Annotated in this window: 10 protein-coding genes, 1 tRNA gene and 1 pseudogene; 7 read left to right on the forward strand and 5 right to left on the reverse strand. The window is 57.9% G+C overall.

What is annotated here, in order from left to right; genetic code table 11:
- The first annotated feature begins 24 nt into the window (after positions 1 to 24).
- The 5 genes from ABMC88_RS09760 to ABMC88_RS09780 all read left to right on the forward strand — a co-directional run bounded on the left by ABMC88_RS09760 (position 25) and on the right by ABMC88_RS09780 (position 5,691).
- Positions 25 to 1,053: a cysteine synthase A gene (locus ABMC88_RS09760; protein ID WP_349576692.1), complete on the forward strand. Its 1,029-nt coding sequence runs from the start codon at positions 25 to 27 to the stop codon at positions 1,051 to 1,053.
- A complete protein-coding gene (locus tag ABMC88_RS09765) occupies positions 1,050 to 3,386 on the forward strand; it encodes a DUF3772 domain-containing protein (protein ID WP_349576693.1) in 2,337 nt (778 codons plus the stop codon). Before ABMC88_RS09760 ends, ABMC88_RS09765 begins: the two co-directional genes overlap by 4 nt.
- Before the next feature lie 6 nt (positions 3,387 to 3,392).
- Complete coding sequence (locus ABMC88_RS09770) at positions 3,393 to 4,112, forward strand: alanyl-tRNA editing protein (RefSeq protein WP_349576694.1); 720 nt, start codon at positions 3,393 to 3,395, stop codon at positions 4,110 to 4,112.
- Between the two features lie 69 nt (positions 4,113 to 4,181).
- Positions 4,182 to 4,271, forward strand: a tRNA-Ser gene (locus ABMC88_RS09775).
- A 322-nt stretch (positions 4,272 to 4,593) separates the two neighbouring features.
- Positions 4,594 to 5,691: a site-specific integrase gene (locus ABMC88_RS09780; protein ID WP_349576695.1), complete on the forward strand. Its 1,098-nt coding sequence runs from the start codon at positions 4,594 to 4,596 to the stop codon at positions 5,689 to 5,691.
- On the opposite strand, the gene ABMC88_RS09785 is transcribed toward ABMC88_RS09780, so the two are convergent.
- The gene (locus tag ABMC88_RS09785; protein ID WP_349576696.1) at positions 5,673 to 5,855 is read right to left on the reverse strand and encodes a hypothetical protein; all 183 of its coding nucleotides are present in this window, start codon (positions 5,853 to 5,855) and stop codon (positions 5,673 to 5,675) included. The genes ABMC88_RS09780 and ABMC88_RS09785 overlap by 19 nt on opposite strands.
- 450 nt (positions 5,856 to 6,305) lie before the next feature.
- Between ABMC88_RS09785 and ABMC88_RS09790 the strand changes: the two genes are divergently transcribed.
- Both ABMC88_RS09790 and ABMC88_RS09795 read left to right on the forward strand, forming a co-directional pair.
- On the forward strand, positions 6,306 to 7,649 hold the full coding sequence (locus ABMC88_RS09790; RefSeq protein WP_349576697.1) for a plasmid recombination protein: 1,344 nt from the start codon (positions 6,306 to 6,308) through the stop codon (positions 7,647 to 7,649).
- A gap of 204 nt (positions 7,650 to 7,853) precedes the next feature.
- Positions 7,854 to 9,074 (forward strand): AAA family ATPase, encoded by a 1,221-nt coding sequence (locus ABMC88_RS09795; RefSeq protein WP_349576698.1) that lies wholly within the window; start codon positions 7,854 to 7,856, stop codon positions 9,072 to 9,074.
- A gap of 444 nt (positions 9,075 to 9,518) precedes the next feature.
- Here the strand turns inward: ABMC88_RS09795 and ABMC88_RS09800 are convergent, their stop codons facing one another.
- From ABMC88_RS09800 to ABMC88_RS09815, 4 genes and pseudogenes are all read right to left on the reverse strand, one after another.
- Positions 9,519 to 10,277, reverse strand: a complete 759-nt coding sequence (locus ABMC88_RS09800) for an enoyl-CoA hydratase (protein WP_349576699.1) — start codon at positions 10,275 to 10,277, stop codon at positions 9,519 to 9,521.
- A 33-nt stretch (positions 10,278 to 10,310) separates the two neighbouring features.
- The gene (locus tag ABMC88_RS09805; protein ID WP_349576700.1) at positions 10,311 to 11,240 is read right to left on the reverse strand and encodes an alpha/beta hydrolase family protein; all 930 of its coding nucleotides are present in this window, start codon (positions 11,238 to 11,240) and stop codon (positions 10,311 to 10,313) included.
- A complete protein-coding gene (locus tag ABMC88_RS09810; protein ID WP_349576701.1) occupies positions 11,191 to 11,658 on the reverse strand; it encodes a MarR family winged helix-turn-helix transcriptional regulator in 468 nt (155 codons plus the stop codon). Before ABMC88_RS09810 ends, ABMC88_RS09805 begins: the two co-directional genes overlap by 50 nt.
- Before the next feature lie 243 nt (positions 11,659 to 11,901).
- Positions 11,902 to 12,535: pseudogene (locus ABMC88_RS09815) on the reverse strand (tyrosine-type recombinase/integrase).
- Positions 12,536 to 12,587: the final 52 nt, after the last annotated feature.

Below are 12,587 nucleotides of genomic sequence, written 5' to 3' on the forward strand. Positions count from 1 at the left end.
CAAGTTTTAAAGTGAGGTTTCCCCATGCACGTAGCACGCGATCTGGAACATGCGGTGGGCAATACGCCCCTGATCAAATTACGCGCCGCCAGCGCGCTGACGGGATGTGACATCTACGGCAAGGCCGAGTTCATGAACCCCGGCCAATCGGTCAAGGACCGCGCCGCACTGTTCATCATCCGCGATGCCATTGCCCGCGGCGATCTGAAACCCGGCGGCACGATTGTCGAGGGCACGGCAGGCAACACAGGCATCGGCCTTGCGCTGGTCGGCGCGTCTATGGGGTTCAAGACCGTGATCGTCATCCCCGAGACACAATCAGACGAGAAAAAGCAGATGTTGCGCCTTGCAGGGGCCGAGCTGGTTCAAGTGCCCGCCGCGCCCTATAGCAACCCCAACAACTACATCCGCTATTCCGAGCGGCTGGCGCAAAAGCTCGCCCGCGAAACCAACGAGGGCGTCATCTGGGCCAACCAGTTCGACAATACCGCCAACCGTCAGGCCCATATCGAGACAACAGGCCCCGAAGTCTGGGCCCAGACCGAGGGCAAAATTGATGGCTTCACCTGTGCCATCGGCACGGGCGGCACTCTGGCGGGGATGGGCATGTATTTGCAGCCTAAAGGCGTGAAGGTCGCGCTGTCTGATCCGGGCGGGTCGGGCATGACCAAAATCTACACAGGCGAAGACCATGGCGGCGATTCCATCACCGAGGGCATCGGGCAGGGCCGCGTGACGGCCAACCTTGAGGGGTTCACCCCCGATATGGTCTACCGCATACCCGACGACGAAGCCTTGCCCGTGGTGTTTGACCTGCTTGCCAACGAGGGGCTGTGCCTTGGTGGATCAAGTGGCGTGAATGTTGCAGGGGCAATCCGCATGGCCCGCGAAATGGGGCCGGGATCAACCATTGTGACGATCCTGTGCGACTATGGCACGCGGTATCAGTCCAAACTGTTCAACCCTGACTTCCTGCGTTCGAAAAACCTGCCCGTGCCGGATTGGCTCAACCGCGACGCGGTCGCAATGCCGTCAGTGATCGAACCAGTATGAGCCGCGCCAGTATCCGACCCTTGCGGTTGGTCTTTGCCCTGATCGCCACCCTGCTGTGGACCTGCGCCGCTGTGGCCCAAGACATCCCCGGTGTAAATTTCGAACGCTGGACCGGTCTGGCCGAGCGTGCAGAGACGGCCGTGGACACCCCCGACACCTCGGATGAGACGTTGGATCTGTTGCGCCATCAGATCGTCGCCTTTCGGGAACAGTTTGACGATGCACGCGGCACCAATGCCACCCGCATCGCCAGCCTGCGCGATCAACTTGCCCTGTTGGAGCCCGCCTCCGACACCGAGCCGTCGCAACAAGCCGCCAGCGTGCAGTCCACCCGCGAAGAGCTGGAAACCCAGTTGGCTTTGCTCAACGCGCCCGTCCTTGCGGCAGAGGCCGCCTTTACCCGCGCCGACAACCTTGTTGCAGAGATCGACGCCATTTTGCGCAACAGGCAGGCCGAAGCCCTGCTGGAGGTCGTTGCATCCCCCGTTAATCCGGTGAACTGGCCCATTGCGCTGGCGGCGCTGGGGCAGGCAACTACAAAGCTGTGGAACACTACCGCGTCAGAGCAGGCCGAGACGCGCACCGCCGAATTGCGCCGCAAAGCGCCCGTGATCTTGTTTGCGATCCTTGCGGGACTGGTGCTGATCTTTCGCGGGCGCCACTGGTCAAAACAGATCGTTGGGCAGATGCGCAAGATGGGCGCACGCGGCATGGGCGTGTGGGGCTTTGTCGTCTCCCTGTTGCGGATTATCCTGCCGCTGATCGGGCTGACGCTGCTGGTCTATGCGGTACGCAGTACGGGGTATCTGGACGAACGTGGCGACGAGCTGCTTGGATTGATACCTGCCCTTGGCGGGGTGATGCTGGGCTTTCGCTGGGTGGCGGAACAGGTCTTTGCCCGCGATGACGACGAGGCGCTGCTGGCGCTGCCCGCCGCCGACCGAACCCAAGCACGTTTTCTGGTCAGTGCGATCACGCTGCTGGTGATTGCAAACGCGCTGGTGCTCAAGGTTCTGGAACTGGATGAAGCCACCACAACCGCGATCACGGTTGCCAGCTTTCCGTTCACTGTGCTGTTGGCCTATGCGCTTTTCCGTATTGGTCGGTTGTTGCGCCACTATGAGGGCGACAACGCCGACCCGGAGGCCGAAACAACCCGCGCCAGTACGCTGGTCCGGATCGTGCGCGGGTTTGGCCTGATTGCCATTATCGTTGCGTTCATCGCTCCGCTGCTACAGGCGGCAGGCTATTACAATGCGGCCAGCTATCTGTTGCAACCCACGATCCTGACGCTGGTCGTTCTGGGGCTGGTGCTGGCGCTGCACAGCTTTGCGGCCACGGTATACGGTGCCATCACAGGGAGGGGCGCCCAAGCCGGTGAGGACCTGATCCCCACCTTCATCGGCCTGCTGCTGATCCTTGCCTCGATCCCCGTGCTTGCCCTGATCTGGGGCGCACGCCTGTCCGATCTGGCCGAGATCTGGGCCGCGTTCCGCCGTGGTTTCGCCATCGGAGACAGCAGAATTTCGCCCACAGATTTCCTGACCTTCGCGCTGATTTTCACCATCGGGTATCTGGCCACCCGTCTGGCCCAAGGGGCGTTGAAAACCAATGTTCTGCCCAAGACCAAGATCGACAAAGGCGGGCAGAACGCGATCGTCTCGGGGCTTGGCTATGTCGGGATATTCCTTGCAGCCCTTGCCGCGATAACGGGCGCGGGGATCGACCTCAGCTCGCTTGCGATTGTCGCGGGGGCGCTGTCGGTCGGCATCGGCTTTGGTCTGCAAAATATCGTGTCGAACTTTGTTTCGGGGATTATCCTGCTGATCGAGCGCCCGATTTCCGAGGGCGACTGGATCGAGGTGAGCGGCGGGCAGATGGGCTATGTGCGCGACATCTCTGTGCGCTCGACGCGGATCGAGACGTTCGACCGCACAGACGTCATCGTGCCCAACGCCGATCTGGTCAGCGGGACAGTCACCAATTACACCCGTGGCAACACGCTGGGCCGTCTGATCGTTAGTGTCGGCGTCGCCTACGGCACCGATACCAAAATGGTCGAAGGCATCCTGCGCGAGATTGCCGAGGATCAACCGATGGTGCTGGCCACGCCCGCGCCCTCGGTGTTGTTTGTGAACTTCGGGGCCTCATCGCTGGATTTCGAGATTCGCATGTTCCTGCGCGATGTAAACTGGATGATGAGCGTGAAGAACGATGTGAACCACGCCATCGCAGCCCGTTTCGTCAAAGAAGGCATCGAAATCCCCTATCCGCAACAGGACGTCTGGCTGCGCAACCCCGAAGCCCTGACCAAGCCCTCTGAAAAAGAGTAGCCCGCCATGACCCACATGCTCTTTCGTGATGATCCATACGCCCGCGATGCCCGCGCCCGTGTCATCGCTCATACCGCCGAAGGGGGCGTGGTGCTGGATCAGACGCTGTTCTATCCCACAGGCGGCGGCCAACCCGGCGACAGCGGCTGGCTGGCGTGGGACAACAGCCGCATGAACATCGCCACCGCCGTCAAAGGCGAGGGCGCGCAGATCGCGCTGGTCCCGTCCGAGCCTGTGGCCCTTCCCGCCGTCGGCACCCACCTTGAGCAAGAGCTGGACTGGGACCGCCGCCACAAACACATGCGCGTGCACACGGCCCTGCATCTGCTGTCTGTTGCAGTGCCCTTTGGCGTGACGGGTGGGGCAATCTCGGCCACCCACGGGCGGTTGGATTTCGACATGCCCGACGCGCCGGACGACCGCGAGGCGCTGGAGGAGGCGCTCAACAGCTTTGTCGAACAGGACGCCCGCGTCAGTGACGGCTGGATTTCCGAAGCAGAGCTAGACGCCGCGCCCGAACTGGTCAAGACAATGGCCGTCAAACCACCCCGCGGGCAGGGCGACATCCGCCTTGTGCGCATCGGCGAAGAGGACGACTGGATCGACCTGCAACCCTGCGGCGGCACCCACGTGGCCCGCACGGGAGAGATCGGCGCATTGCGTCTGGGCAAGATCGAGAAAAAGGGCCGGATGAACCGCCGCATCTACCTGCATCTCGACACATGATATTTTGCGGGGCAGGTGGCTCATTTCGGGGTTGCACATACGCGCCGACCCTTGTTAAAGAGCGACCACGGACAGGTGGCCGAGTGGTCGAAGGCGCACGCCTGGAAAGTGTGTAGGCGGGAGACCGTCTCCAGGGTTCGAATCCCTGTCTGTCCGCCATGACCATTTTTCAAGAAACCTTGAAACCTCATATTTTACGAGTACTTACCCCTTCAAAGGGTGTATCGCGTGCTGTATGGGCCAATCGAACACCCCGAAATTGCTACACAATCTGCTACACAGCAGGTTCGTCGCGGGGTGTGTTATGTCTGTGATTAAAAGAGGGAACCAGTGGTGCCTGCGCCGCCGTGTGCCTGTGGAATTTCAATAGGTCGAATCCCGTTCTGAGATCTGGATCAGTCTGAAAACGGATTCTCGGCGGCTTGCCTGTGAGAAAGCACCCGCCGTTTGGAACGAACAGGTTGCGGCGTGGAAAGCGCGGTTGTCCGGTCATGATGACGATGCGGTGAAACACTTTGAGTCCGTTCAGGATTTAGCGTCGGCCAAGGGCGTGCGTTACATGCCGCTGGATCAGGTGGTGCAGTTACCGATCGACACGTTGCTGGACCGGATTGAGACGCTCGCCAATCGTGACCAGAGGCCGGACCCGGTAGGGGCAGCAGCCGTTCTGGGGACAAAGCAGCCACCGGCGTTGACTGTCACGCAAGCGCTGGAGACCTATTGGGCGCTGGCGAAAGACAAGACCTTTGGCAAAAGCGAGGACCAGAAACGCCGGTGGGAGAACCCGCGCAAGAAGGCTGTCCGGAATTTTGTGAGCGTTGTTGGCGACAAGCCGATGAACCACATCACTGCCGATGACATGCTGGAGTTCCGTTCATATTGGCAGGAGCGGATTGAGATTGGCGGTCTCACCGCGAACAGCGCCAACAAAGATCTGATCCTCCTCGGCGAAATCCTAAAGACCGTGAACAGCATGAAGCGGATGGGGCTGGATCTTCCGCTGGATGGCTTGGCGTTCAAAGAGGGCGAGAAACCGGAGCGTCCGCCGTTCAGTGATGAGTGGATCCGAACAAAGCTCTTGGCTCCAAACGCCTTGATGGGGTTAGACGCAGAGGCGCGGACCATCTTCCTCGGCATGATCAACACAGGGTACCGCCCCTCTGAGGCGGCTTGCGCGGCACCTGATCAGTTCTGTTTGGATGCAGATATCCCGCATTTGATTGTGAGATCGCGGCTTGGTCGGGCGATTAAAAATAAGAACTCGAAGCATGTGATCCCGCTGGTCGGGGTCAGCCTTGAGGCGATGCGCGCTTTCCCGAATGGCTTTCCGACATACCGTGACAACGATGCAGGCTTATCCTCCACAGTGAACAAATACCTACGCGCCAACGGCCTCATGGAGAGCGACGACCATGTAGTGTACTCGCTGCGCCACAGTTTCGAGAACCGCCTGTTGCGGGCGGGTGTGGATGACCGCGTGCGCCGCGATTTGATGGGCCACAGCCTGAACCGCGAGCGCTACGGTCAGGGCGGTGGATTGGCATTCAAAGCGGAGATGGTTCAGCGCATCGCGTTTTGATACTCGGCAGGAAGAAATTGACGGGCCCGTTCAACCGCGTCGTCCCTTGATCGGATGTCCGCCAGTTCCTGCTCCAGCCGCTCGAACACCGGAACGTAAACGGGGTCCTCGACGACAAGCAGCGCAACGGTTCCCAACGCTTTAACGATCCGCGCCTCCAACATCTCAGCAGCACAAGGCGCGGAAGCGCGTCTTGCTGGCGGTGGGATATGAAGCGAGGCGTGCTGCAAGCAATAGGTCTCCGGTCGCGCAAACGCGGTGCAATGGGTGATGATGGATGAAGCCGAAAGGGCCCGCGGGATGGCCTATTTATAGCACAGACAGCCTGTCCCGATCTCGGACAAACTCGGGCACGCATGCCGATAATTGTGGAAAACTGGTGGGTTCAGGTCAGCGAAAACGGCTCCTCGGTGCCCTTGGTTCAGGGTTTCCAAAGGGAGCAGCGCGTCCCTTGGTGGGGTTTTGAAAGGGGCGAAGCCTCTTCACCGGATTGGGATAACGCAAGTTATGCCGAGTAGGTTGTGTGATCAGATTATCCTTCAATAAGTATATGACAAACATACCTTATTCAGGAAAGGTTTTGAACTTTCGTAAAGGGCACGGATGCTTGCCCGATGACAAACACCAAACAAAATACCCCCGAAGATGCTGCCGCAGCCAACCCCAATGCCGTCTCTGTGCGCATTAAACCGAAGGCCATGGCCAAGGCGAAGTTCCAACGGCGTCACGACTTTCGGATTGGCAAGCAGCCTGCCTATGTCGACGAAGACCGTACCGAGCTGAACCGGCACCTGATGGAGCTGCGGCCATTACCGGACATCCAACGCGAGAACGAGACCTTGCGGAAACGTGCAGGCCGCACCCGCAAGATGAAATCCAATGCGGCGGTCACCACAGCGGGCATCATCACCTTCGGCCACACCGCGCAGGAGGTGTTCAACCAGTTGCCCGAAGAGATGCAGGATCGCGCGTTCCGGGAGCTGGCTCAAGAGATCGCAGCGCAGCTGAAGACGTCGCTGGAGGCACTGGTGGTTCACCTCGATGAAACCGCGATCCACGCCCATTTTACCATGCGTTCTTATAACGACGACGGAGAGCCGATCAGCAACGCCATGCGCCGCGGCGATATGTCGGCGCTGCAAGATCTGGCGGCGGAGGTGATGCAGCGCTACGCGCCGCAAATCGAACGGGGCAACAAGAAGCAAGCGCGGCTGAAAGCGGGGGCGAAGTATTCGGACTCGCTCCATCGCACGGTGAAGCAGCTGCATCAGGATCTGCCGCAGGAGAAGGCGGCGCTGGAGGTTGAGATCGCCGCGATGTCCCAAGACATCAATGAACAGAAGGCATCAGTGGCGAAGACACAAAGACATCTGCAGACGTTGGAAGCGAAGGCTGTGTTGACGGAAAAAGAGATCAATCGAAAAGAGACCTATAGCCGAAGGCTGGAAAAGAAACAGTTGGAGATGGCCGCGGACATGGAGCGGCTGGAGGCGCGACGTGTCGCGTTGGAAGCGACTATGGCTCAGGAGGCAGAGGCCATTGAGGTTGAGAAACAGGCTGTGAGGGCGGAGCGGCAAAAGGTGCAGGAGCAGATGGCTGCGGCGCGGGCTGCCAAAGAGACATATGATCAGAGTGTGAACGCAATTGAAGCAGTCTTGGTCGAGGCAGAGAATGAAACGCTTGTTTATGATCCGGACACGGGCAAGACGACGATGCAGGACCCCACGCCATTGAAGGACACGCCCGCAAAGCTGCGAACACAAATTGTGAAGCTCGCCAAACGCCTCGCCTTCGTGGAAAGCAATCTGTTCGCGCGTATCTTCCGCTTGGACGAACAGATCAATCGGATCAGAGCGTTCCTGACGCGCAATGATCTCGCGCCGGAGGCAAAGAACGAGGCCTTGGAGATCATAGACGATGCTGCAGAAGAGGAGCCAGATTTGGGGAAAGTGCCCTGATGGATATGAAATGGGCTTGAAACCAAACTGCTGAGCGCGGATATTAAAGTCATGACATTGATACACACACTAGAGATTACCGCAGCGCCCAAGCTGTAAACCAGGCTGATCGGCCTGGCCGATCAACGTGTGTCCCTACCAAACATTCCCAGATCCGCTCTGCCGATGACGCCACAAAAGATGGCCCTCAATAGGCATGGACTGATGACACATTATCTCAAAGACTTTACCGAACTGCTCCTCAAAGGACCCGACCTTGATGACCTGAAAGCAGAGCTGCTGCGCATGGCAGAGACCCAAGGCATGACCGACTTCCTATGGTCCAGAGCTGTCTCCAAAGAGATGGTCGAGCAACGTGTCGAAGAGGAGCTCAACAGCATTATGACAGCGAACGTAGCTTCTATCATCGAAGAGCGAGGTTTACTCGATCCAGATCAGATGGATTTCTTGGGCTTTGTCCATGAAGATCCTAATGACGCGTTTATCGCGGCGGTCCGAGATGCCGTGCAGGTCAGCTTTGTCTACGATGCGGCACAGTACGTGTTCAAAGACCAAGCGCGCCAATATGAGCGGGCGCAAAAGAAGAACGGCCAGCGCGAGGAGGTGCAGCGCTTGGTCGCAAGCCTCGCCACTTCGCATCCCGCCTTGGCGGGCCCATCAACAATGCACGCCCTTGATGAAATGATCGCTGCGCTCCATGCTTCAGCGCCATGGATGTCCGACGTCTCAACATGGGCCTATAAGGCCCTACGGGCGCGATACAGCGCTGGAAACATGTGGCTGAACCTGCCGCCCGTGATCCTGATTGGTCCCCCGGGCAGTGGGAAATCAACATATGCGCGAAAGCTGGCAGCTCTGTCCGGTCTGCCTGTCAGAACGCTTGACGCAGCCGCGTCGAATGCAAGCTTCACCGTCGCTGGATCTGACCCGACCTGGAGCAAAGCTCAAGCAGGCATTCCGCTGCAGGAAATCGCAAAGACTGGCATCGCCAACCCGATCATGATTGTCGATGAAATCGAGAAAGCTGGCACTATGACGGCCAGTGGAGGCTCGCGCGTATCCCTGCCGGAAGCCTTGCTTGGCCTGCTCGAGCCTTCTTCTTCCACGTCTTGGGAATGCCCCTACACGCGCCGCACTTACAACATGGGCCAGATCAGCTGGATCATGACTGCCAATGAGCGGGAGGGCATCCCAGCACCGCTCCTCGATCGCTGTCGCGTGTTCCAGATCGGCTATCCAGGGATCAAGGACCTCGCTGATCTGATCCGCAAACAATCAGCGGGTCGGCTTTACGATGAAGTCGTGGACTGCCTGATCACACGCGTGGCGATCGCTATAACAAATGGCCAGTCGCCATCGCTGCGGCGCATCCAGCAGTTGATTGATGAGGCCGCAGCTGCAGCGCAAGAACCCGTGCTGCATTGAGAGTGCTCTTTGGCGGAAAGACAGAAACGCACGTAAAACAATGGCCCGTCCTGCAGTTGATAGGGGCGGAAACCTGACTTTCACTGCGTTCGCAATGCAAGGATTGGTAAGCCCAAAAGCTGCCATTGAGGCCTCACTAAGCGCGTCTGATAATGTCGGGATCATCGAACTTTTGCTTTCGACCAACCTTCAAGTCGGCGGAAACTTTTGCTCTAGATGTCAACTCGACCAACGTATCTTTGAGTTCTGTTCGGCCCATGTAGAGGTTTTGCTGGGCGAGAGCAGATAGTCGATCGAATTTCATTGCCAGCACGCATTAGATGGCCTTCACGCGCTCTCGGGTAAGCCCTTGCAGCAAGGGCGGTCCTGAGGTGCGCCATTTCTCCTCTCATTAAACCGACCTCAGACTTAGCTCCCCAGAAAAGAGCGGTTAAGCTATGTGGATTATTTAAAAATCGGCACCCGTTTCTGCATCTTGGCCGCGACAACTTCTGCAAATTCAGGCGACTTTAACTGCTCGGCAAACAGAACGGATTCCTTCTCCATCTGAGCTGTCATTTGCTCCTGTCCATGCCGGATCAGCGATTTTGTCTTGCGCATCGCAGTCGGTGCCGCATCCGCCAGTTGCTTGGCGATCTTGGACGTCTCAACGATAAGGTCTTCGAACGAGTACAGGCGTGAAACCAACCCGAAGCGAACCGCTTCATCTGCGTCGAGAACACGGTTTGCCAGAAACATGTCGTTCGCCACCGCCATACCGACTGTCGCAGGCAAAAGCAGGGATGAAGCGGCCTCTGGCACCAGCCCCAGTTGCACAAAGGGCGTGCTGAACGTGGCAGTGTCAGAGGCGATGATCAGATCGCAATGCAGTAGCATCGTTACTCCGACGCCAATTGCGGGGCCATTCACGGCAGCGATCAGCGGTTTTGGGCAGGTAGAAACGGCTGTCAAAAACCGTATGACAGGCGGAACCCCGTCACTGCGCGCACCCATAACAAAGTCCTGCAGGTCATTGCCGGATGTGAAGTAGTCTTCAGCACCGGTAATGACAAACGTGCGGCTATCGTCGGAGCGCGCATACTCCTCCAGCGCGTCTGCCATAGACGCATACATATCTTGTGTGATTGCGTTGCGCTTTGCCGGGCGTGAAATGGTCATTGTTGTGACCCGATCAGCGGTACGTATGGTGATATTTTCAGACATTTTCGGTCCTGTGTTGTGTGAGATGGGGAATTGTCAATTTGTGGCAGACTTCGTCTGTGGACCGGCAGCAAGCCAATCCCAGAACTCGCCCCATAGGGCTTCGCGCCCTTTACGCAAAGCGCCTTCATGCCCGATCCGCGCGACGCCGACATCCGATGGATTGCGAACAATCACTTCATGCGGGGCAGAGGGGTAGCACTTTAGCAGATCCGCGGCAGTCGAAGGCGTGGCGATAGGGTCATCGGGAAAAATCCATGAACGTATCGGTGCTGTTACCTTGTTATACTCGTGCGGGGCCAGCGATCTTGCCAGATCGGGTCGGAAATAGCTTCGGCGATGGCTCCAACGGCGCCACGTCTTGAAGAGTTTGGGCGGCAGCGGCTCTCCCTGCCAGCCGCCTACAGCTTTGATATAGCCGTAGCGCAGAAGCGAATACGGACCAAGCCCCCACCAGAAATAGAGTTCGGATGGGATGTTGCGCAAATGGTGGCCGCCGAAAAAGCCAGTGCCCACAGAAACAAATGCGTGTCGCGTGATCTTTGAATGGTTCGACATCAGACCGATGAAATGCCCGCCGACACTGTGGCACAGATGGGTAAGGGGCAGACCAGGTGCCGCGTCTTCCAAGGCGTCAAGCGCGGCTGCTGCATCAAAGCGGCCCCAATCAGAATAGTCGATGCCGGAATTGGCCAAATCATCGCCAGCCGACCCGCCAATGCCCCTATAATCATAGGTAAGAACGATCGCACCGCGATCCGCTAAATAGCGGGCAACTGCGTTGTAGAATTGGCGTGGAAATCCCGTGCCTGCCGAGATCAGGATAGCGACTTTCGGCTCGGATGAGGCGTGAACGTCAGCTTCCAGTTTCCATCCGTCACTGGCCCTGATGCGTACGGTTTTTGTCGAGACACCCTCAGTCATTGCTGGCATCGTCTGTTGGGGCTGCGCCGTTGATAATGTCATCTGCATTCTCCGCCAAATGGGTCAAAAACCGTCCGATGATGTCCTGTTCGGCGCTTGAAAACGGCGCCAGAAGCGCTGTGTTGAACTGGTTGGTCTCACGCGCACCTTGCTCCAGCGCGCTTCGCCCCAATTGTTCGAGGTATATGTTGGTGACACGGCCGTCTGCTTGTGAGGGAGAGCGTCGCACCAGCCCCTTTGCACACATCCGGTCAATTAGCCCTGTGAGGCTGGACTTGCCCATCGCAAGTGTTTTGGAGATCTCACTGATAGGCTGACCATCCGTTCGAGACAGAATGAACAGAACAGCAAGCTGTGTTGTGCTTAGACCGATCTGATCGCGTGTGCGGTGATCCGCAGCTCGGAAAAGCGCCGAGTGCGCTATCTGGAGTTTTTGAAAGATCCTGAGCGTTTTGGACATATCTTCATTCGCACGTGAACTAATTTAATTCATATGCGAACTAACTTATCCAGGCAACAGGAAACAGCGATCTGTGCGTGGGGACGTGGCGGCACCTGGCATCCCCCTTTTCTGGGTCATCAGCTTCTGCGCGTTCTTTTTGCGCTTGGGCGCGCGGTCATATGCGCTCGCCCGATAGCAGACGTTAGATGAGCTGCCGCCCAATGTCGGGTTAGGGCCGTCCTTTTCGAACGGCCCAAAGGTTTAGATTTCAATGGCCTCCGAGATTGCCAAGGCATCTTCGAGTTCAACGCCAAGATATCGTACTGTACTGTCCATCTCGGTGTGACCCAGTAAAAGCTGAACCGCACGCAAATTGCCCGTTTTCTTATAGATTTGTGTGACCTTCGTCCGTCGCATTGAATGCGTACCATAAGCTGTAACCTCCAAACAAATGGACCCAACCCAGTCCCGCACGATCCGCGCATATTGACGCGTCGAGATGTGCAGGCGCTCGTGGAAACGTCCTGGCCAAAGAAATTCGGACCCGACCATCAGGGGGGCTTCCATCCATTTCGCGACCGATACCCGCGGGCCTTCCGAAATTCCAAACTGAACCGGTTTTTGGGTTTTGCTTTGTAGTACGGATGCCCGCGCTTTGATCTGCCCTGACGCCCTTACATCAACGACTTTCATCCGGAAGATGATCACAGCCATGCAGTTTGCTGTCGATAGCCAAATTAAACAGGGCAAGCTCGCGTTGGTTCTCCGCCAGCTCGAGCCGTACGCGGATTGCCCAGACGTGCTTGGGCTTCAGCGGGAGTTTTTGACCGACGATGCGCCCTTTGTTCCAAGCGGGCCGAAGCGCGCGAATGGCCGGTAAGCTTGGTGTTTGCATGATAACTCCTCCGATCCACCATTCCCTCCCACAGCGGCAACCAGACGTTGAC

It is taken from the genome of Sulfitobacter aquimarinus, from assembly GCF_040149565.1.
Lineage (GTDB): Bacteria > Pseudomonadota > Alphaproteobacteria > Rhodobacterales > Rhodobacteraceae > Sulfitobacter > Sulfitobacter aquimarinus.

Bases quoted from the DNA above. Each gene is read 5' to 3' on its own strand.
- ABMC88_RS09760 (WP_349576692.1), top strand. From the start codon at position 25: ATGCACGTAGCACGCGATCTGGAACATGCGGTGGGCAATACGCCCCTG.
- ABMC88_RS09765 (WP_349576693.1), top strand. From the start codon at position 1,050: ATGAGCCGCGCCAGTATCCGACCCTTGCGGTTGGTCTTTGCCCTGATC.
- ABMC88_RS09770 (WP_349576694.1), top strand. From the start codon at position 3,393: ATGACCCACATGCTCTTTCGTGATGATCCATACGCCCGCGATGCCCGC.
- ABMC88_RS09785 (WP_349576696.1), bottom strand. From the start codon at position 5,855: ATGTTGGAGGCGCGGATCGTTAAAGCGTTGGGAACCGTTGCGCTGCTT.
- ABMC88_RS09790 (WP_349576697.1), top strand. From the start codon at position 6,306: ATGACAAACACCAAACAAAATACCCCCGAAGATGCTGCCGCAGCCAAC.
- ABMC88_RS09795 (WP_349576698.1), top strand. From the start codon at position 7,854: ATGACACATTATCTCAAAGACTTTACCGAACTGCTCCTCAAAGGACCC.
- ABMC88_RS09800 (WP_349576699.1), bottom strand. From the start codon at position 10,277: ATGTCTGAAAATATCACCATACGTACCGCTGATCGGGTCACAACAATG.
- ABMC88_RS09805 (WP_349576700.1), bottom strand. From the start codon at position 11,240: ATGACATTATCAACGGCGCAGCCCCAACAGACGATGCCAGCAATGACT.
- ABMC88_RS09810 (WP_349576701.1), bottom strand. From the start codon at position 11,658: ATGTCCAAAACGCTCAGGATCTTTCAAAAACTCCAGATAGCGCACTCG.